This window comes from Microbacterium sp. SD291, from assembly GCF_017355365.1.
GTDB lineage: Bacteria > Actinomycetota > Actinomycetes > Actinomycetales > Microbacteriaceae > Microbacterium.
Genome location: NZ_JADIJR010000011.1, coordinates 74,292 through 93,024 on the forward strand (window position 1 = coordinate 74,292; position 18,733 = coordinate 93,024).

General features: G+C 69.6%; 19 protein-coding genes. 15 read left to right on the top strand and 4 right to left on the bottom strand.

The features are described from left to right. Positions 1 to 9 precede the first annotated feature (9 nt). The gene (locus IPV10_RS08440) at positions 10 to 1,047 is read right to left on the bottom strand and encodes a YihY/virulence factor BrkB family protein (RefSeq protein WP_207482719.1); all 1,038 of its coding nucleotides are present in this window, start codon (positions 1,045 to 1,047) and stop codon (positions 10 to 12) included. A gap of 150 nt (positions 1,048 to 1,197) precedes the next feature. On the opposite strand from IPV10_RS08440, the gene lysA reads away from it, so the two are divergent. The 5 genes from lysA (at position 1,198) to prfA (ending at position 8,081) form a co-directional block, all read left to right on the top strand. Beyond that, positions 1,198 to 2,625: a diaminopimelate decarboxylase gene (gene lysA / locus IPV10_RS08445; protein WP_207482721.1), complete on the top strand. Its 1,428-nt coding sequence runs from the start codon at positions 1,198 to 1,200 to the stop codon at positions 2,623 to 2,625. After that, on the top strand, positions 2,622 to 3,926 hold the full coding sequence (locus IPV10_RS08450; protein WP_207482723.1) for a homoserine dehydrogenase: 1,305 nt from the start codon (positions 2,622 to 2,624) through the stop codon (positions 3,924 to 3,926). Before lysA ends, IPV10_RS08450 begins: the two co-directional genes overlap by 4 nt. 2 nt (positions 3,927 to 3,928) lie before the next feature. After that, positions 3,929 to 4,915, top strand: coding sequence for a homoserine kinase (gene thrB, locus IPV10_RS08455; RefSeq protein WP_207482725.1), 987 nt, complete (start codon positions 3,929 to 3,931; stop codon positions 4,913 to 4,915). A 107-nt stretch (positions 4,916 to 5,022) separates the two neighbouring features. Next, a complete protein-coding gene (gene rho / locus IPV10_RS08460) occupies positions 5,023 to 6,990 on the top strand; it encodes a transcription termination factor Rho (protein WP_207482728.1) in 1,968 nt (655 codons plus the stop codon). An 11-nt stretch (positions 6,991 to 7,001) separates the two neighbouring features. Then, positions 7,002 to 8,081, top strand: coding sequence for a peptide chain release factor 1 (gene prfA / locus IPV10_RS08465; RefSeq protein WP_207482730.1), 1,080 nt, complete (start codon positions 7,002 to 7,004; stop codon positions 8,079 to 8,081). A 2-nt stretch (positions 8,082 to 8,083) separates the two neighbouring features. Here the strand turns inward: prfA and IPV10_RS08470 are convergent, their stop codons facing one another. The 3 genes from IPV10_RS08470 to cysK form a co-directional block, all read right to left on the bottom strand. Next, entirely contained in the window at positions 8,084 to 8,446 is a 363-nt protein-coding gene (locus tag IPV10_RS08470) for a hypothetical protein (protein WP_207482732.1), read from the bottom strand. A 160-nt stretch (positions 8,447 to 8,606) separates the two neighbouring features. After that, the gene (epsC, locus tag IPV10_RS08475; RefSeq protein WP_207482733.1) at positions 8,607 to 9,176 is read right to left on the bottom strand and encodes a serine O-acetyltransferase EpsC; all 570 of its coding nucleotides are present in this window, start codon (positions 9,174 to 9,176) and stop codon (positions 8,607 to 8,609) included. Continuing rightward, entirely contained in the window at positions 9,176 to 10,114 is a 939-nt protein-coding gene (cysK, locus tag IPV10_RS08480) for a cysteine synthase A (RefSeq protein ID WP_207482735.1), read from the bottom strand. The genes epsC and cysK overlap by 1 nt, the downstream gene beginning before the upstream one ends. 132 nt (positions 10,115 to 10,246) lie before the next feature. On the opposite strand from cysK, the gene prmC reads away from it, so the two are divergent. From prmC to IPV10_RS08530, 10 genes are all read left to right on the top strand, one after another. Further along, positions 10,247 to 11,107, top strand: a complete 861-nt coding sequence (gene prmC, locus IPV10_RS08485) for a peptide chain release factor N(5)-glutamine methyltransferase (RefSeq protein WP_207482737.1) — start codon at positions 10,247 to 10,249, stop codon at positions 11,105 to 11,107. A 50-nt stretch (positions 11,108 to 11,157) separates the two neighbouring features. Next, on the top strand, positions 11,158 to 11,862 hold the full coding sequence (locus IPV10_RS08490) for an L-threonylcarbamoyladenylate synthase (RefSeq protein ID WP_207482739.1): 705 nt from the start codon (positions 11,158 to 11,160) through the stop codon (positions 11,860 to 11,862). Next, complete coding sequence (locus IPV10_RS08495; protein ID WP_207482741.1) at positions 11,859 to 13,028, top strand: glycosyltransferase family 4 protein; 1,170 nt, start codon at positions 11,859 to 11,861, stop codon at positions 13,026 to 13,028. Before IPV10_RS08490 ends, IPV10_RS08495 begins: the two co-directional genes overlap by 4 nt. Then, positions 13,028 to 13,534, top strand: coding sequence for a hypothetical protein (locus IPV10_RS08500; protein WP_207482743.1), 507 nt, complete (start codon positions 13,028 to 13,030; stop codon positions 13,532 to 13,534). Before IPV10_RS08495 ends, IPV10_RS08500 begins: the two co-directional genes overlap by 1 nt. Positions 13,535 to 13,681: 147 nt before the next feature. Further along, entirely contained in the window at positions 13,682 to 14,467 is a 786-nt protein-coding gene (gene atpB / locus IPV10_RS08505; protein ID WP_207482744.1) for a F0F1 ATP synthase subunit A, read from the top strand. Between the two features lie 46 nt (positions 14,468 to 14,513). After that, positions 14,514 to 14,750, top strand: coding sequence for an ATP synthase F0 subunit C (atpE, locus tag IPV10_RS08510; RefSeq protein WP_207482745.1), 237 nt, complete (start codon positions 14,514 to 14,516; stop codon positions 14,748 to 14,750). A 25-nt stretch (positions 14,751 to 14,775) separates the two neighbouring features. Then, positions 14,776 to 15,327, top strand: a complete 552-nt coding sequence (locus IPV10_RS08515; protein ID WP_207482747.1) for a F0F1 ATP synthase subunit B — start codon at positions 14,776 to 14,778, stop codon at positions 15,325 to 15,327. Next, on the top strand, positions 15,327 to 16,115 hold the full coding sequence (locus IPV10_RS08520; protein ID WP_207482749.1) for a F0F1 ATP synthase subunit delta: 789 nt from the start codon (positions 15,327 to 15,329) through the stop codon (positions 16,113 to 16,115). The genes IPV10_RS08515 and IPV10_RS08520 overlap by 1 nt, the downstream gene beginning before the upstream one ends. Before the next feature lie 52 nt (positions 16,116 to 16,167). After that, entirely contained in the window at positions 16,168 to 17,808 is a 1,641-nt protein-coding gene (gene atpA / locus IPV10_RS08525; RefSeq protein ID WP_207482751.1) for a F0F1 ATP synthase subunit alpha, read from the top strand. 19 nt (positions 17,809 to 17,827) lie between these two features. Beyond that, the gene (locus tag IPV10_RS08530; protein WP_207482753.1) at positions 17,828 to 18,727 is read left to right on the top strand and encodes a F0F1 ATP synthase subunit gamma; all 900 of its coding nucleotides are present in this window, start codon (positions 17,828 to 17,830) and stop codon (positions 18,725 to 18,727) included. The last annotated feature ends 6 nt before the right edge of the window (positions 18,728 to 18,733 follow it).

Here is an 18,733-nt window from a genome sequence, read left to right on the forward strand (position 1 = left end):
CCGCTGAGCTCAGAAGCCGTCCTTCACCGCCTTCTGCGCCGCGCGGAGCTCGGTCGTGGCGACGGCGACCTCCGCCTCGGCCCGCTGCACGCGCCGCTGCGCGAAGGTTGTGGCCGCGAAGCGGGCGTGCACGCGGTCGCGCCGCTCATCCTCGCCGGTGACGATGTAGGCACAGGCGATCAGGATGACCTGGGCCGACAGGTTGAGCCAGATCAGCAGGGCCAGCAGCGAGGCGAAGGACGCCAGCAGCGGGTTGCTCGTGGCGCCGCCGACGAACAGCCCTGACAGCTCCTGCAGCACCAGGAGGCCGATCGCGCCGATCAGGGCGCCGCTCCAGAGCGAGCGCGGCGACGGCCGCACGCCGGACAGCACCAGGAACACCCCGGCGATCAGCACGGCATCCAGCGCGAACACGACGGCGAGGGACAGCAGGCGGATGCTCCACGTCGACACCGCCGAGTCCTCGGGCAGGCCGAGGAGGCCGCTCAGCCAGCCGACGCCGAGGCGTCCCGCGAACGTGAGTGCGGCAGCGAGCACGAACGACGCGCCGATCCCGACGGCGAGCATCAGGTTGCGCAGCAGCACCCAGATCCAGAGCGCGTCGGCCTGCGCAGTGGAGGCCAGCACCCGCACCGCGGTGCGGAGCGACCCGATCGCTCCGAGCGCGGAACCCGCCAGCACGACGACCGAGACGGCTCCGGCGATCGAGAGCGACACGGGTTCCCGCAGGTCGGACGGCTTCACGACGCCGTCCTCGCCGATCAGCCCGGGGATCACCGACTGCACGGCCCCGAGGATCGCGTCCCACGCCACCGGGTTGCCGGAGAGCCACAGCGCTGCGATCGAGAAGCCGAGGAGCACGCCGGCGAAGACGCTGAACAGCGCCCGGTAGGTCACGCTGTCCGCGAGCATGGGGCCCCGGCGCTCGACGTAGAGCAGCACGGCGCGCACCGGCTTGCGGGCCAGCGCCCACCGGATCACGGCCGCGACAGCACGGGGAATCGGAGCGGGGCGGGCCGCGGCTTCGGCGTCTGATTCGGCATCCATCACTCCCACCCTATGAGCTGGGACTGTGCCGGCGCAGGGGGTTGACGCAGCGCGTCACCGAGGCGGGTCCGGCGCGGCAGGTGCCCTAGAATCGGGTCATCCTCGAAGTGCGCGTGCCCGAGACGCGTTCCGTCCCACGATTGGTGCTCCTTGCTTTCCCCTGCCGATTCGATCGTCCCGGAATGGCTCGTCGTGCCCGACGACGCGAACGATCTCGCAGTCGCCGTGTGGCCGGCATCCGCCACTCGCGACGCCGACGGAGCGCTCGTGCTCGCCGGCATCCGCGCGACGACGCTCGCGCAGACCTACGGCACTCCGTTGCTCGTGATCGACGAGGACGAGGTGCGCACCAGGGCCAGGGCGTTCCGGCTGGCGTTCGACGCCGCCGCAGGCGACAACGGCACGACGGCCCAGGTCTATTACGCCGGAAAGGCCTTCCTCTGCGCGACCGTCGCCCGCTGGGTGGTCGATGAGGGCCTCCGGGTCGACGTGTGCACAGGGGGAGAGCTCGAGGTCGCCCTGGCCGCGGGCGTCGCGCCAGGGTCGATCGGGTTCCACGGCAACAACAAGTCCGTCGCCGAGCTCGAGCGGGCGGTCGCCGTCGGCGTCGGCACGATCATCGTGGACAGCGCGATCGAGATCGAGCGCCTCGCGGCGATCACAGCGCGCGTCGACACCGCCCAGCGAGTGCTCGTCCGCGTCATCAGCGGCGTGCACGCCGAGACCCACGACTTCCTCGCCACCGCGCACGAGGATCAGAAGTTCGGCTTCCCGCTGCCGGAGGCCGAGGCCGCCGTGGCCCGGATCCGCGAGATCCCCGGCCTGGAGTTCGCCGGACTCCACTGCCACATCGGCTCGCAGATCTTCGGCGTCGCAGGCTTCCGCGAATCGGCGTCGCGCGTGCTCGAGCTGCACGCAGCTCTCCTCGAGGGCGGACCTGTGCCGCAGCTGAACCTCGGCGGCGGATTCGGCATCGCCTACACGCGTGTCGACGACCCGACGCCCATCGAGACCCTCGCCGGCGAGATCGTCGCCGCGGTCGCCGAGGGGTGCGCGGCGCGCGGCATCCCGCTGCCGGCGCTCTCCTTCGAACCCGGGCGGGCGATCGTCGGCACCGCCGGCGTGACCCTGTACGAAGTCGGCACGACGAAGGACGTCGAGCTCGACTCCGGGGCGACGCGGCGCTACGTCAGCGTCGACGGCGGCATGAGCGACAACGCGCGGACGGCGCTGTACGGCGCCCAGTTCTCCGCCCGCCTCGCCTCCCGCGCCGGCATCGGCGCCCCGCAGCTCAGCCGCGTCGTCGGCAAGCATTGCGAATCCGGCGACATCGTCGTCGACCACGAGTACCTGCCGGCGGATCTCGCCCCCGGCGACCTCCTAGCGGTCCCGTCGACCGGGGCCTACTGCGCTGCGCTCTCGAACAACTACAACCACGTGCCCCGGCCTCCGATCGTCGCAGTCCGCGACGGCAGGGCCGGCGTCATCGTGCGAGGGGAGACCGTCGCCGACCTGCTGTCGCGCGATGCGGGTCTCGAGACAGGAACGATGAACCACGATGAAGGAGTGGCCGAATGACTGAGTACCGACGACTTCGGGTGGCGCTGCTGGGCGCCGGAGCGGTCGGCTCCCAGGTCGCAGCCCTCCTGCTGCGCCACGGCGACGAGCTCGCCGACCGCGCGGGCGCATCGCTCGAGCTCGCAGGCATCGCCGTGCGAGACCTCGACGCGCAGCGCGACGTGGACCTGCCGAAGGAGCTGTTCACCACGGATGCCGAGTCGCTGATCCTCGGATCCGACATCGTGATCGAGCTGATCGGCGGGATCGAGCCCGCGCGCACGAGCATCCTCCAGGCGATCGGCTCGGGAGCCGACGTGGTCACGGCCAACAAGGCGCTGCTCGCGACCCATGGCCCCGAGCTGTTCGAGGCGGCCGACCGGGTCGGGGCATCCGTGTACTACGAGGCCGCCGCGGCGGGCGCCATCCCGATCATCCGTCCGCTGCGCGACTCGCTCGCCGGCGACCGCGTCGTCCGCATCATGGGGATCGTCAACGGCACCACGAACTACATCCTCGACCGGATGGACACCGAGGGCGCCGACTTCGCCGACGTCCTCGCCGATGCCCAGCGTCTCGGCTACGCGGAGTCCGACCCCACGGCCGACGTCGAGGGTTATGACGCCGCTCAGAAGGCGGCGATCCTCGCGAGCCTCGCGTTCCACACCGCGGTGCCGCTCGACGCCGTGCACCGCGAGGGCATCACCTCGGTGACGGCCTCCATGATCCAGGAGGCCCGCACCGCCGGCTTCGTGATCAAGCTGCTCGCCGTCTGCGAGCGCATCGAGGCGAACGGCACCGAGTCGATCTCGGTGCGCGTGTACCCGGCGCTGGTGCCGCAGTCGCACCCGCTGGCGTCCGTGCACGGCGCGAACAATGCCGTGTTCGTCGAGGCGGAGGCGGCCGGCTCGCTGATGTTCTACGGCGCGGGCGCCGGTGGCGTGCAGACGGCATCCGCGGTCCTCGGCGACGTGGTCTCGGCGGCGCGCCGTCACATCGCCGGAGGCGTGGGAGTCGGCGAATCCACCAGGGCCAACCTGCCGGTCGTGCCGATCGGCCATGTGACCACCCGCTACCAGATCACGCTCGAGGTCTCCGACGCGACCGGCGTGCTCGCGACCGTCGCCGGCATCCTCAGCGACGGGGGCGTCTCTGTCGCGACGGTCGTGCAGACCGTCGAGGGCGAGGACGAGCCGACGGCCCGTCTCGTGATCGGCACGCACCGCGCCACAGAGGAGGCGCTGAGCGCGACGGTCGACGCGCTGGCGGCGACCTCCGTCGTCGAGCGCGTCGTCTCCGTGCTGCGCGTGGAAGGCGAGTGAGGATGCCGGTCGGCCGCACCGTCGAGGTCACCGTCCCCGCGACCAGCGCGAACCTCGGTCCCGGCTTCGACACCCTCGGACTCGCCCTCAGCGTCTACGACACCCTGGTGGTCACCGAGCGCCCCGCCGGTGAGCTCGAGATCGAGGTCTCCGGCACCGGTGCCGAGGAGATCCCGCGGGACGCCTCGAACCTTATCGTCAGGACCGTCGCGCACGTGTACGCCGACGTCGGCAGGCCGGCTCCCGGCCTGCGCATCGTCGCGGAGAACGGGGTACCGCACGGCCGGGGGCTCGGCTCCTCGGGTGCGGCGGTCACCGCCGGCATCCTCGCGGCCAAGGGCCTGCTGGAAGGCGACGTCGAGTTCAGCGAGACCGATCTGCTCCGCCTCGCGACGGAGCTGGAGGGGCACCCCGACAACGTCGCCCCGGCTCTGTTCGGCGGCCTCACCATCGCCTGGGTGGGAGAGCGCGGACCGCAGCACAAGAAGCTTCTGGTGCACAGGGGCGTCTCGCCGCTCGTGCTCGTGCCGTCGTACACGATGTCGACGTCGAAGGCGCGCTCGCTGCAGCCGCCGCACGTCTCCACCGCCGATGCCGTCTTCAACGTGTCCCGTTCGGCGCTGCTGATCGCCGCGCTGATGCAGAGCCCCGAGCTGCTGCTCGACGCCACGGCCGACCGACTGCATCAGGACTACCGCGCGGAGGCCATGCCGGAGACGCAGAAGCTGGTGCAGACGCTGCGCAGGGCCGGCTTCGCCGCGGTGGTCTCAGGCGCTGGTCCCAGCGTGCTCGTGCTCGCCGACGGGCCCGGCAGCCGCCAGGACGCCGTCGAGCTCGCGAACGCCACGACCGACACCCCGTGGGACGCGCTCCTGCTCGCGGTCGACGTGCGTGGTGGTACAGTGGAGGCTCGAGCGGAGGGCTCCACGCAACTGCGTGAATCTGGCCCCATTGCAACTCTTGCAAGACCCGCACGCAAACCCCTATGACACACGTGTCAAGGCTGGCTGGCGCCGAGCGTCAGCCCGTGCGATCGCGCGCAGCACCCGTTGTGCGCGTACACGCTCATGTCCCCGAGACCGAAGAGGGAGTACTCGTGGAGAATTTCTCCGAGACCCAGAACGACCAGACGGCTTCGGTCGTCGAGGCTCCGGCCGCTGCCGCCGTGAGCACTGAGGCGACCGCTCCGGCGCGCAAGCGCGCGCCGCGCCGCGCCACCACCGCGACCGCGGCGGCGAAGACGGCGAAGGCCGCCGCAGGCGATGCCGCCGAGGCTCCTGCCGCCGCCGCCGAGGCGCCCGCCGCCGCCGACGCGACCGACGCCGCTCCGAAGGCGAAGGCGCCGCGTCGCAGTCGCGCGAAGAAGGCCGATGCCGCAGACGCTCCCGCCGCGGAGGCTCCTGCCGCCGAGGCGCCCGCCGAGAAGGCCGCCGCGAAGACCGCGGAGGCTCCGGCCGAGAATCCGACGGAAGCTCCCGCCGCTGAAGCCCCGGCTCCCAGGACCACCGGTCGTGGCCGTCGCGCACCCAGGGCCGCAGCCGACGCCGAGGCGCCCGCCGCCGAGAAGCCGGCCGAGGCCGCACCTGCCGCCGAGGCCGCCTCCGCCGTCGAGAACGCCGCTGCCGCACAGGGCGCCGCCGGCGCCGCAGACTCCGCGGACGGCGATGACCAGGGCAGCCGCAACCGCAGCCGCAACCGCAGCCGCAACCGCGGACGCGGCCAGAACGGCACCGCAGGCGGGAACGGCGCCGGAAACGGCGCCGGCAACGGCCCGGAGCAGCAGAACGCCCCCGCCGACGATGACCAGGGGGCAGCTGGCGCCCGCGGACGCCAGCGCAACAAGCGCCGCACCGGCGCCCCGACCGACGAGTTCGACACCGAGATCGGCGAGGACGACGTCCTGATCCCGATCGCCGGCATCCTCGACGTGCTCGACAACTACGCGTTCGTGCGCACCACCGGCTACCTCGCCGGACCCAGCGACGTCTACGTCTCGCTCGGTCAGGTGAAGAAGTACAACCTGCGCAAGGGCGACGCCGTCGTCGGCTCCATCAAGCAGCCCCGCGAGAACGAGCAGCAGGGCCGCCAGAAGTACAACGCCCTGGTGAAGGTCGACTCGATCAACGGTCTGTCCGTCGACGATGCGGCCACCCGCGTCGAGTTCGGCAAGCTGACCCCCCTCTACCCGCAGGAGCGCCTGCGCCTGGAGACGGCGCCGGAGAAGCTCACGCAGCGCATCATCGACCTGGTCGCCCCGATCGGCAAGGGCCAGCGCGGCCTGATCGTCGCACCGCCCAAGGCGGGCAAGACGATCGTCCTGCAGCAGATCGCCAACGCGATCGCGCAGAACAACCCCGAGGTGCACCTGATGGTCGTGCTCGTGGACGAGCGCCCCGAAGAGGTCACCGACATGGAGCGCACGGTCAAGGGCGAGGTCATCGCCTCGACGTTCGACCGCCCAGCCGAGGACCACACCACGGTCGCCGAGCTCGCCATCGAGCGTGCCAAGCGCCTGGTCGAGCTGGGCCGCGACGTCGTCGTGCTCCTCGACTCGATCACCCGCCTCGGCCGTGCGTACAACCTGGCTGCCCCGGCATCCGGTCGCGTGCTCACCGGCGGTGTCGACGCCTCCGCGCTGTACCCGCCCAAGCGCTTCTTCGGTGCCGCCCGCAACATCGAGAACGGCGGATCGCTCACGATCCTCGCCACCGCGCTCGTGGAGACCGGCTCCAAGATGGACGAGGTCATCTTCGAGGAGTTCAAGGGAACCGGCAACAGCGAGCTCCGCCTGTCCCGCGCCCTCGCCGACAAGCGGATCTTCCCCGCCGTCGACGTGAACGCGTCGAGCACCCGCCGCGAGGAGATGCTGCTCTCCGCGGACGAGGTCAAGATCACCTGGAAGCTGCGCCGCGCCCTCGCAGGGCTCGACCAGCAGCAGGCGCTCGAGGTCGTCCTCGGCAAGCTCCGCGAGACGCACTCGAACGTCGAGTTCCTGGTGCAGATGCAGAAGTCGATCCCGACGCTCCCCTCGGGCGCGCACGGGCACGACAACAACATCCGCTGAGCGGAGCCGCCGTGTTCGAGTCCGTCCAGACTCTGATCGACGAGCATCGCCGGGTCCAGGAGGAGCTCTCCGACCCGGCGGTGCACGCCGACGCCGCTCGCGCGAAGCGCGTGAACCGCCGCTACGCCGAGCTGTCGAGGATCGTCGCGGCGCATGAGGCGTGGGCTGCGGCATCCGAGGACCTGGATGCCGCGCGGGAGCTCGCCCGTGAGGACGACGCGTTCGCTGAGGAGATCCCCGCCCTGGAGCAGGGTCTGCAGGCCGCGCAGGAGCGGCTCCGTCGCCTGCTGATCCCGCGCGACCCTGACGATGCCCGTGACGTGATCATGGAGATCAAGGCGGGGGAGGGCGGTGCCGAGTCGGCGCTGTTCGCCGCCGACCTGCTGCGGATGTACGTGCAGTATGCGGCATCCAAGGGCTGGAAGACCGAGCTGCTCGAGCGCAACGAGTCCGACCTCGGCGGCTACAAGGACGTCCAGGTCGCGATCAAGGGCACCTCGACCGACCCGGCTCAGGGCGTCTGGGCGCACCTGAAGTACGAGGGCGGCGTGCACCGGGTGCAGCGCGTGCCGGCGACCGAGTCGCAGGGCCGCATCCACACCTCGACCACCGGCGTGCTCGTCTTCCCCGAGGTCGATGAGCCCGAGGAGATCCAGATCGACCAGAACGATCTGAAGATCGACGTGTTCCGCTCGTCGGGCCCTGGTGGGCAGTCGGTGAACACGACCGATTCGGCCGTGCGCATCACGCACCTGCCCAGCGGCATCGTCGTCTCCATGCAGAACGAGAAGTCGCAGCTGCAGAACCGCGAGGCCGCGATGCGCGTGCTCCGCGCCCGGCTGCTCGCGAAGCAGCAGGAGGAGCTGGACGCCGTGGCATCGGATGCCCGCAGGTCCCAGATCCGCACGATGGATCGTTCCGAGCGCATCCGCACGTACAACTTCCCGGAGAACCGGATCGCCGACCATCGCACCGGCTTCAAGGCGTACAACCTCGACCAGGTCATGGACGGCGCCCTCGAGCCGATCATCGAGAGCGCGATCCAGGCGGACGAAGAGGCCCGGCTCGCCGCCGTCGGCTCCACGTCCTGACTTCAAGACCCCGGTGGATTCCAGCCGGTGACGGAGGTGGCCGTCGCGACTCGCGCGAAGCTCGAGACCTTCGCCGAGCGCATCCTGGCGCGCCGAAGCTGAGGCGGGCGCTCGATCTCGCCCGCACGGGCGCCGCGTCGCCGCCGGAGACGCAGATCCGGCTGATCATCCGGGATGCGGGTCTGCCCGAGCCGTCGCTGGACGTCGACGCGTACGACGAGTTCGGGCGCTTTCTCGGCTGCAGCGAGCTCGCGTACCCGGAACTCACAGTCGCCATCGAGTACGAGAGCGACGGGCACCTCGTCCGAAGCCAGCTGGAGCGCGACATCGACAAGTATCAGGCGTACGCGGAGGCGGGCTGGCATGTCGTGCGGCTCACATCGGAGCATGTGCACTGGACGCCGAGCGAGTCCGTGCGCCGGATCCGTGCCGCTCGCAACCGCTGAAGCCCGAACACCCGTCTGTTTGCGCCGAACGCATGCTCCGGGGCCGCCGGAACATGCGTCCGACGCAAACAGACGGTCTTCAGATCGAGTAGTCGGGGGCGGTGAGCAGCGCGCGGGTGTCCTCGCCGGGAGTGCGCGTGCGCGCCTTCGCCGGGATGCCGACCAGGACGCTGTCGGCGGGGGCGTCGCGTGTCACGACCGCGTTCGCGCCGACCACGGAACCCGCGCCGATCGTGATCGGGCCGAGGATCTTCGCGCCGGCGCCGACTGCGACGCCATCGCCGAGGGTCGGATGCCGTTTGCCGGAGTCGCGCGTGCGACCGCCCAGCGTCACTCCGTGATAGAGCATCACGTCATCGCCGATCTCGGCGGTCTCGCCGATCACGACGCCCATGCCGTGATCGATGAAGAAGCGGTGGCCGATCGTGGCGCCGGGGTGGATCTCGATCCCGGTCAGCCATCGCGTGAGCTGCGAGCCGACGCGGGCGACGAAACGCGCCCTGTGGGTCCAGAGCCAGTGCCACGCGCGGTGCCCCCACATGGCGTGCAGCCCGGGGTACAGCAGCGCGATCTCCAGGCTCGAGCGCGCGGCGGGATCCCGCAGCTTGGCAGCTGCGAGATCCTCGCGCATTCGTGAGACGGCGCTCATCAGTCTTCGCGGATGTCCTCGAACAGTGCGGTCGACAGGTAGCGCTCGCCCGTGTCGGGGATGATCACGACGATCTTCTTGCCCGCGTTCTCCGGACGGGCCGCGACCTGCAGTGCAGCCCATGCGGCGGCGCCGCTGGAGATGCCGACCAGCAGGCCCTCCTTCGCAGCGAGCGCGCGAGCGGTCGACAGTGCGTCCTCGAACTCGACGGTGACGACCTCGTCGAAGATGTCGGTGTCGAGGATCGGCGGGACGAAGTTCGGGCCGATGCCCTGGATCTTCGCGGGGCCGGGCGTGCCCTGCGAGAGCAGAGGAGAGGCGGTCGGCTCGACGGCGATCACCTTGACGTCGGGCTTGCGCTGCTTGAGCACCTGGCCGACGCCGGTGATGGTTCCGCCGGTGCCGATGCCGGCGACGAAGATGTCGACCTCGCCGTCGGTGTCGCGCCAGATCTCCTCCGCCGTGGTGCGGCGGTGGATCTCGGCGTTGGCCTCGTTCTCGAACTGCTTCGCCAGGATCGCACCGGGCGTCTCGGCGGCGATGCGCTCGGCCTCGGCGACCGCGCCCTTCATGCCGAGCGTCGGGTCGGTGAGCACGAGCTGCGCGCCGAACGCCTTGAGCAGCACGCGGCGCTCCTTCGACATCGACGCCGGCATCGTGAGGATCACGTTGTAACCGCGGGCGGCGCCGACCAGGGACAGCGCGATGCCGGTGTTGCCGCTCGTCGCCTCGACGATCGTGCCGCCGGGTGCGAGCGTGCCCGCCTCCTCGGCCGCGTTGATGATCGCGATCCCGAGACGGTCCTTCACGCTGGAGCCGGGGTTGAAGTACTCGAGCTTGGCGTAGACCTCGGCGCCGCTGCCTTCGGTCACGCGGTTCAGGCGCACGAGAGGGGTGTTGCCGAAAGCGGTCGTGATATCGGGATGGATGCCGGGCATTGGCGGACCTTTCCTGGGCGAGACTGTGTGTCGCCCAGCCTAGGTGAGTGCGCGTCCGGTTCCGCCGATGCGACGGATTGTGACGCATCTTTCCAGGAGGGCGCGGACGGCCAGTGCCTCTACGCTGGAGACATGCCAGACGACTCCCTCGCCGCCCTCGTGCGCGCCTCGGCGCAGCGCCTCGCCGAAGCAGGAGTGCCCGACCCCCTGGTAGACGCCGAGCTCCTGGCCGGCCACGTGCTCGGCCGGCGCCGCGGCGAAGTGCAGGCGGCCCTCATCCGCGGCGATGCCCTCGACGAGGCGGATGCCGCGAGGCTCGATGCCCTCGTCGCCCGCCGGGCCGCCCGCGAGCCGCTGCAGCACATCACGGGCACCGCGCCCTTCCGTCATCTCGAGCTCGCCGTCGGCCCCGGCGTGTTCGTGCCGCGGCCGGAGACCGAGACTGTCGTGCAGTTCGCGATCGACGCGCTGCTGAGCTCGCCTGAACCCGATCCGATCGGCGTCGACCTCGGCACCGGCAGCGGCGCGATCGCGCTCGCCATGGCGACCGAGGTGCCGCACGCCCGCATCTTCGCCGCGGAGCTCTCCGCCGACGCCTTTCCCTGGGCGCAGCGCAACACGGCGGGCGTGACGAACCTCACGCTCGTCAACGACGATCTCGCCCACGCGTTCGCGGAACTCGACGGCACGGCATCCGTCGTGATCTCCAACCCGCCCTACGTTCCGGACGCCGCGATCCCGCGCGACCCGGAGGTGCGGCTCTTCGACCCGGCCATGGCGCTGTACGGGGGAGAGGACGGCCTCGACATCGTCCGGGTCCTCAGCACGCGGGCGCTCGGACTGCTGCGCGGGGGCGGGACGCTGGTGATCGAGCACGGCGAACTCCAGGGCGAGGAGATCCGCCGCCTCCTCGACGCGGACGGCTGGCGCGCGACGGCGACCCACCACGACCTGACCCTGCGCGACCGCGCGACCACCGCAGTCCGGCCCTGAAGACTCACTCCCCGTTCACCCAGCCTCATCACAACTAGAATCGAACAGTCATGTCCTCCATCTTCGATTGCGGCGACGAGGCGCAGCTCCTCGCCGGAATGCGCCACGCACGTCAGGCCATCGGCCGCGGCGAGCTCATCGTCATGCCCACCGACACGGTCTACGGCGTCGCAGCCGACGCGTTCTCGCCGGCGGCGGTCCAGCGTCTGCTCGATGCGAAGGGACGCGGCCGGGACCAGCCGCCGCCCGTGCTGATCGGCACGAAGGAGACTCTCGCGGCTCTCGCCGAGACGGTCCCCGAGCCGGTCGAGCGCCTCGTCGAGGCGTTCTGGCCCGGCGGGCTGACCATCGTCCTGCCCGCCCAGCAGTCCCTGGTGTGGGATCTCGGCGAGACCGAGGGGACGGTCGCCGTGCGGATGCCGGAGGGCAGGGTGGCTCTCGAGCTGCTCGCAGAGACCGGCCCGCTGGCCGTGTCCAGCGCCAACCTCACCGGGCGCAGCGCCGCGATCTCGGCGCTCGACGCGGAGCGGATGCTGGGCGACAGCGTCGCCGTGTACCTCGCAGACGGCCTGAGCAGGGACGGCATCGCGTCGACGATCGTGGACGCGACCTCGCTCGTGCGGCGCGACCCTGAGGCCGAGCCCGGACGCGTGCGCATCCTCCGCGCCGGCGCGGTCTCGCGCGAGCAGCTGCGGGAGGTCCTCGGCGAGCTGCTCGAACCCGACGAGCAGGAGGAAGCGGACGGGGATTCGTGAAGCAGTACCTCTTCACGATCATCATCACCGCCGCGATCACGTTCGCACTGACCTGGGCGGTCTGGCGGCTGAGTCTTCGGTTCAAGCTCTACCCGAGCATCCGCGAGCGCGACGTGCACACCACGCCGACGCCGCGTCTGGGTGGCGTCGCGATCTTCCTCGGGATAGCCGCCGCGATCGGCTTCTCCGCGCTGAACCCGTTCTTCGCCACGATGTGGATGCCGCCGCAGACCATGTGGTCGATCCTCGCCGCGGGTCTCCTGATCGCGATCATCGGCGTCGTGGACGACTTGTGGGATCTGGACTGGATGATCAAGCTCGGGGCGCAGTTCCTCGCCGCCGGCATCATCACGGTCGGCGGGGGACTCCAGATCCTGTCGCTGCCGTTCGGGGACATGCTGGTGTTCTCCAGCTGGCTGAGCATCACGATGACGATGTTCGCGATCGTGATCGTGATGAACGCCGTGAACTTCATCGACGGCCTCGACGGGCTCGTCGCCGGCGTCTGCCTGATCTCCAACGGCGTGTTCTTCGCGTACTCCTACATCGTCACGCGCGACACCGGGGCGTCGACCTACTTCAACCTCTCCACGTTCCTCGCTGCGGTGCTGATCGGGGCGTGCCTGGGCTTCCTGCCGCTGAACTGGAGCCCCGCGAAGCTGTTCATGGGCGACTCCGGGGCGCTCGTGATGGGACTGCTGATGGCGACGAGCGCGATCGCCCTCACCGGTCAGCTGGACCCGTCGGTCATCGACCCCGAGCGCATCGGCCGCTCCGGCCTCCTCGGCGCGTTCATCCCGATCCTGCTGCCCCTGCTCGTGGTGCTCCTGCCCTTGCTGGACTTCGGCCTCGCGGTGCTGCGCCGCATGAGCGCGGGCAAGTCCCCGTTCTCACCCGATCGCAAGCACCTGCACCACCGGATGCTGGACCTGGGGCATCGCGACCGCGACGCCGTCCTCATCTTCTACGCGTGGACCGCGGTGATCTCCCTCGCCGTGCTGCTGATGTACGTCGGCGCGCGCGAGGACTGGCCGGGGCAGTATCTGCCGGGCGTCGGCTTCGGCGTCGTCGGCATCGTGGCCTGCCTCTTGATCACCCTGAACCCCTCCCGCCCCCGCAGACCGGCGGCGGGAGCCGCGCCCGACCCGACATCCGTGGAGTCCTGATGAGCCCGAACCCCGTTTCCAGCACGCCGATCCTGCGGCGCACCCTGATCTGGTCGGCGGTGGCGACTGTGGTCCTGGCGGTCGTCGCCGGCGGCGTCGGCTTCCTGGTCGCACAGGGGGAGGGGCTGGTCAGCGGCCTGCTCGGCGTGCTGCTCGCCGCGCTCTTCCTGGCGATCACCGGCATCAGCATCCTGATCGCGAACCGCTGGTACGGGGAGCCGCTCTACGTCCAGCTGTTCTTCGCGATCGTGCTCGGCGGCTGGCTGCTCAAGCTCGGCGTCTTCTTCCTGATCATGGTGTCGGTGAGCGGGCAGCCGTGGATCCATCCGACCGTGTTCCTGCTCTCGATCGTCGCCGGTGTCCTGATGTCGCTCGTGATCGACGCGATCGTGCTGATGAAGATGCGCCTGCCCGCCGTGAGCGACGCGTCGCTGCCGACGGAGGTCCCGGAGGACCGGGCGCCCGGCGCTCCGGAGCGGCCCTCAGAGGGCGGCGCCGCGTCTTAGGGAACCCTCAGATTCTGATAGGGTTGACACGTGCCCGCCGCTCGTCCGCGAGCGCTTGCGCTGTGAAGCACACCGACCATCGTCGCCCCGGTTTTGACCGGTGCCCCGAAGCTGGAGCCCGCGCTGTTCAATCTTGCTGCGACCCTGATGCCCCGACTTGCCTCCGACGACGGCGAGTTCCACGGACCGTCGATCGATGAGTTCTTCCCGGATGCCGTCTTCCAGATCGGCGACCTGGTCATCCACCGCATCCACCTGATCCAGTTCCTCGCGACGGCGATCGTGGTGATCGTCCTCGTGCTGGGCACCCGGAAGATGCGAGTCGTCCCCGGCCGCTTCCAGAGCGTCGTCGAGATGGGTCTCGACTTCGTCCGCGTGAACATCGCCGAAGACCTGCTCGGCCGGAAGGACGGCCGCCGGTTCCTGCCGATCCTCACGACGCTGTTCTTCATGATCCTGTTCATGAACCTCACGGGCATCATCCCGTTCCTGAACATCGCCGGAACCAGCATCATCGCCGTTCCGCTGCTGCTCGCGGCCGTGAGCTACGTGACGTTCATCTACGCGGGCATCAGGAAGAGCCCGAAGAACTTCTTCAAGAACTCGCTCTTCCCCTCCGGCGTGCCGCCGTTCCTCTACATCATCGTGACCCCGCTCGAGATCATCTCGACGTTCATCATCCGGCCGGTGACGCTGACGCTCCGACTCCTGATGAACATGATCGTCGGGCACCTCATGCTGGTGCTGTTCTTCTCGGCGACGCAGTTCTTCGTGTTCACGCTCGGCAACGGCTGGATCGCCGTCGGCGCCGGAACCCTCGCCTTCGGCTTCGCCTTCACCCTGTTCGAGGTCCTCGTGGCCTTCCTGCAGGCCTACGTCTTCACCATCCTCACCGCGGTCTACATCCAGCTCGCGGTCGCAGAAGAGCACTGAGCGGGTCGGCAACACCTGCCTTCCCACCCAACGAAAGGAAAAACCCGTGGACGCAACTACGGTTCTCGCTGAAGTCTCCGGCAACATCGCGACGGTCGGCTACGGCCTCGCAGCCATCGGCCCGGCCATCGGCGTGGGCATCGTCGTCGGCAAGACGATCGAGGGCGTCGCCCGTCAGCCCGAGCTGGCCGGTCGCCTGCAGGTCCTGATGTGGATCGGTATCGCCTTCACCGAGGCGCTCGCCTTCATCGGCATCGCGACGTACTTCATCTTCACCAACTGATCGCCGAACTCGACAAGGAGACAGGATGCTGAACGCTCTTGTCACGTCCGCAGCGGAAGAGGCGGCTCACAACCCGCTGATCCCCGAGTGGTACGACATCATCTGGTCGGGCGTCTGCTTCGTCATCATCCTGGGTGTGGTGTGGAAGGTCGCACTGCCCAAGATGTACGCGCTGCTCGACGCGCGCTCCGCCGCCATCGAGGGCAACATCGCCAAGGCCGACGCGGCGCAGAAGCAGGCTGAGGCGGCACTCGAGGAGTACACCCGCCAGCTCGCCGAGGCACGCACCGAGGCCGGTGAGATCCGTGAGGCCGCCCGCGAGGACGGCAAGAAGATCGTCGCCGAGGCGAAGGATGCCGCTGCCTCCGAGGCTGCCCGTCTCACGGCGACCGCGCACACGCAGATCGAAGCCGAGCGCCAGACCGCGCTCGTCTCGCTGCGCAGCGAGGTCGGCTCGCTCGCTCTCGACCTCGCCGGCGGCGTGGTCGGAGAGACGCTCTCCGAGGATGCTCGTGCGGCGGCCGTCGTCGACCGCTTCCTCGCCGAGCTCGAGGCTTCCGAGAAGGCGGCTCAGTAATGGGCAGCGCGACCACTCAGGCACTCGCGGCATCCGCACACGCGCTTGCCGCGGCGTCCGGCGTCACCCTCGACACCGCGCGGGAGCTCTTCGCCGCCGCGCGTGCCGTGAGCGAGTCGTCCCAGCTGAGCGGCGCGCTCGCCGACCCCGCGGCTCCGGCCGTGGCGCGACAGAACGTCGTCGCAGCGGTGTTCGGCGGGTTCTCTCAGGGCGCGCAGAGCGTTCTGAAGACCGTCGTCGCCGAGCGCTGGTCGTCGGCCTCGGAGCTGCTGGACGGCATCGAGGAGCTGGCGATCCGCGCTGCGGCGATCGCCGAGCCGCAGGCGGACATCGAGGGGGAGCTGTTCGGCTTCTCCCGCGTGATCGCCGCGAACCCCGAGCTCGAGCTCGCTCTCGGCGGGCGTCTCGGGGGACAGCAGGCGAAGGGCGCTCTCGTCGAGCAGCTGCTCGCCGGCGGCGCCAGTGCTCCCGCCACGCTGATCGTCTCGTCGCTCGTGCGGCTGCCGCGCGGGCGCCGGGTGCGTCAGCTGCTCAGCCGCGCGATGCGCATCGTCTCGAGCCAGCGCGACCGCGTGGTCGCGACCGTGCACAGTGCGACGCCGCTCACCGAGGCTCAGCGCACCCGTCTCAGCGACTCGCTCTCGCGTCGCTACGACGGAAACGTCTCGCTCAATGTGGTCATCGACCCCGCAGTCGTCGGAGGCCTGCGCGTGCAGATCGCCGATGACGTGATCGATGGCAGCATCTCCGCCCGTCTCGCCGATCTTCGCCAGAAGCTCGCCGGCTAACACGATTTCGCGCGGGGAACCGCGCAGACTCTCTCAATACAAAGGGAAGACAATGGCAGAACTATCGATCAGCCCCGACGTCATCCGTGACGCGCTGAAGGACTTCGCCGCAGCATACGAGCCCACAGGGGCCGCGGCGACCGAGGTCGGCACCGTCATCGACGCGGCCGACGGCATCGCGCACGTCGAGGGACTGCCCGGCGTCATGGCTAACGAGCTCGTGACCTTCGGCGACGGCACCAAGGGCCTGGCCCTGAACCTCGACGAGCACGAGATCGGCGTGGTCGTCCTCGGCGACTTCACCGGTGTCCAGGCCGGTATGGAGGTCACCCGCACCGGTGAGGTCCTCTCGGTGCCCGTCGGCGACGGCTACCTCGGCCGCGTCGTCGACCCGCTCGGCAACCCGATCGACGGCCTCGGCTCGATCGCGACCGAGGGCTCCCGCGAGCTCGAGCTGCAGGCGCCCGGCGTCATGCAGCGCAAGTCGGTCCACGAGCCGATGCAGACCGGCATCAAGGCCATCGACGCGATGATCCCCGTCGGCCGCGGCCAGCGCCAGCTCATCATCGGCGACCGCCAGACCGGCAAGACCGCGATCGCGATCGACACGATCATCAACCAGAAGGCCAACTGGGAGTCGGGCGACGTCAACAAGCAGGTGCGCTGCATCTACGTCGCCATCGGCCAGAAGGGCTCGACCATCGCCTCGGTGAAGGGCGCGCTCGAGGAAGCAGGCGCTCTGGAGTACACCACGATCGTGGCGGCTCCCGCATCCGACCCGGCCGGCTTCAAGTACCTGGCTCCCTACACGGGCTCCGCCATCGGCCAGCACTGGATGTACGGCGGCAAGCACGTCCTCATCATCTTCGACGACCTGTCGAAGCAGGCCGAGGCCTACCGTGCCGTGTCGCTCCTGCTGCGCCGCCCGCCGGGCCGCGAGGCCTACCCGGGTGACGTCTTCTACCTGCACTCCCGTCTGCTCGAGCGCTGCGCGAAGCTCTCCGACGAGCTCGGCGCAGGGTCGATGACGGGTCTGCCGATCATCGAGACCAAGGCGAACGACGTCTCGGCCTACATCCCGACCAACGTGATCTCGATCACCGACGGCCAGATCTTCCTCCAGTCCGACCTCTTCAACGCCAACCAGCGTCCTGCGGTCGACGTGGGAATCTCGGTGTCGCGAGTCGGCGGTGACGCTCAGGTGAAGTCGATCAAGAAGGTCTCCGGAACGCTGAAGCTGGAGCTCGCGCAGTACCGCTCGCTCGAGGCGTTCGCGATGTTCGCATCCGACCTCGACCAGGCCTCGCGTCGTCAGCTGTCGCGTGGTGCGCGACTGACCGAGCTGCTCAAGCAGCCGCAGTACTCGCCGTACCCCGTCGAGGAGCAGGTCGTCTCGATCTGGGCAGGCACCAACGGCAAGCTCGACACGATCGAGGTCGAGGACGTCCTGCGCTTCGAGCGCGAGCTCCTGGACTACCTGCGTCGCAACACCAAGGTGCTCGACACCCTGCGTGAGACCAACGTCCTCGATGACGACACGGTCGCGGAGCTGGGCAAGCAGACGGATGCCTTCGTCCTGGAGTTCCGGGGTGGCAAGGGCCACGCCATCGGCGCCCCCGGTCACGAGGAGCACGCCGCAGCCGAGGCTGAGGACGTCAACCAGGAGAAGATCGTCAAGGGTCGTCGCGCGTAACCGCGTGAGGTACTGAAACATGGGCGCTCAACTCAGGGTCTACAAGCAGAAGATCTCTTCTGCTCAGACGACCAAGAAGATCACGAAGGCGATGGAACTCATCGCGGCTTCGCGCATCCAGAAGGCGATGGCGCGCGTCAGGGCGTCCAGCCCCTTCGCGCGGGCCGTGACGAGGGCCGTCTCGGCCGTCGCGACGCACTCCAACGTCGACCACCCGCTCACCCGCGAGCCCGAGAACATCCGCCGCTCCGCGGTCGTGATCTTCTCGTCCGACCGCGGTCTCGCCGGAGCCTTCAACTCGCAGATCCTCCGTGAGGGTCTCGAGGTCGCGGAGCTCCTGCGCGAGCAGGGCAAGGAGCCGGTGTTCTACCTCATCGGCCGGAAGGCGGTCGGGTACTTCCAGTTCCGGCGCCTCGCGGCCGCTGCGGAGTGGACCGGCGACACCGACACCCCGTCGTTCCACACCGCGGAGGAGATCTCGGCGACACTGCTCGAGGCGTTCACCCGTGGCGGCGATGCGGGCGGCGTCGACGAGATCCACCTCGTCTTCAACCGCTTCATCAGCATGATGACGCAGGAGCCGGAATCCGTGCGCCTGCTCCCGCTCGAGATCGCGGAGGCAGACGACTCGGAGGCGGGCACCACCGTCTACCCGCTGTACGAGTTCGAGCCGGATGCCGAGACCGTGCTGGACGCGATCCTGCCCGTCTACATCCAGAGCCGCGTCTTCAACGCGCTCCTGCAGTCGTCTGCTGCCAAGCAGGCGGCGACGCAGAAGGCGATGAAGTCGGCCAGCGACAATGCGGACAAGCTCATCACCGACTACACCCGTCTGCGCAACAACGCGCGCCAGGCGGAGATCACGCAGCAGATCGCAGAGATCGTCGGCGGCGCCGACGCGCTCTCCTCGAGCAAATAGACCATC

What these genes read in the sequence shown, in the direction of transcription:
- IPV10_RS08440 (WP_207482719.1), bottom strand. Translation starts at nt 1,047, where the DNA reads ATGGATGCCGAATCAGACGCCGAAGCCGCGGCCCGCCCCGCTCCGATT.
- IPV10_RS08450 (WP_207482723.1), top strand. Translation starts at nt 2,622, where the DNA reads ATGACTGAGTACCGACGACTTCGGGTGGCGCTGCTGGGCGCCGGAGCG.
- thrB (WP_207482725.1), top strand. Translation starts at nt 3,929, where the DNA reads ATGCCGGTCGGCCGCACCGTCGAGGTCACCGTCCCCGCGACCAGCGCG.
- IPV10_RS08470 (WP_207482732.1), bottom strand. Translation starts at nt 8,446, where the DNA reads ATGCCAGCCCGCCTCCGCGTACGCCTGATACTTGTCGATGTCGCGCTC.
- epsC (WP_207482733.1), bottom strand. Translation starts at nt 9,176, where the DNA reads ATGAGCGCCGTCTCACGAATGCGCGAGGATCTCGCAGCTGCCAAGCTG.
- cysK (WP_207482735.1), bottom strand. Translation starts at nt 10,114, where the DNA reads ATGCCCGGCATCCATCCCGATATCACGACCGCTTTCGGCAACACCCCT.
- prmC (WP_207482737.1), top strand. Translation starts at nt 10,247, where the DNA reads ATGCCAGACGACTCCCTCGCCGCCCTCGTGCGCGCCTCGGCGCAGCGC.
- IPV10_RS08490 (WP_207482739.1), top strand. Translation starts at nt 11,158, where the DNA reads ATGTCCTCCATCTTCGATTGCGGCGACGAGGCGCAGCTCCTCGCCGGA.
- IPV10_RS08500 (WP_207482743.1), top strand. Translation starts at nt 13,028, where the DNA reads ATGAGCCCGAACCCCGTTTCCAGCACGCCGATCCTGCGGCGCACCCTG.
- atpB (WP_207482744.1), top strand. Translation starts at nt 13,682, where the DNA reads ATGCCCCGACTTGCCTCCGACGACGGCGAGTTCCACGGACCGTCGATC.
- IPV10_RS08515 (WP_207482747.1), top strand. Translation starts at nt 14,776, where the DNA reads ATGCTGAACGCTCTTGTCACGTCCGCAGCGGAAGAGGCGGCTCACAAC.
- IPV10_RS08520 (WP_207482749.1), top strand. Translation starts at nt 15,327, where the DNA reads ATGGGCAGCGCGACCACTCAGGCACTCGCGGCATCCGCACACGCGCTT.
- atpA (WP_207482751.1), top strand. Translation starts at nt 16,168, where the DNA reads ATGGCAGAACTATCGATCAGCCCCGACGTCATCCGTGACGCGCTGAAG.
- IPV10_RS08530 (WP_207482753.1), top strand. Translation starts at nt 17,828, where the DNA reads ATGGGCGCTCAACTCAGGGTCTACAAGCAGAAGATCTCTTCTGCTCAG.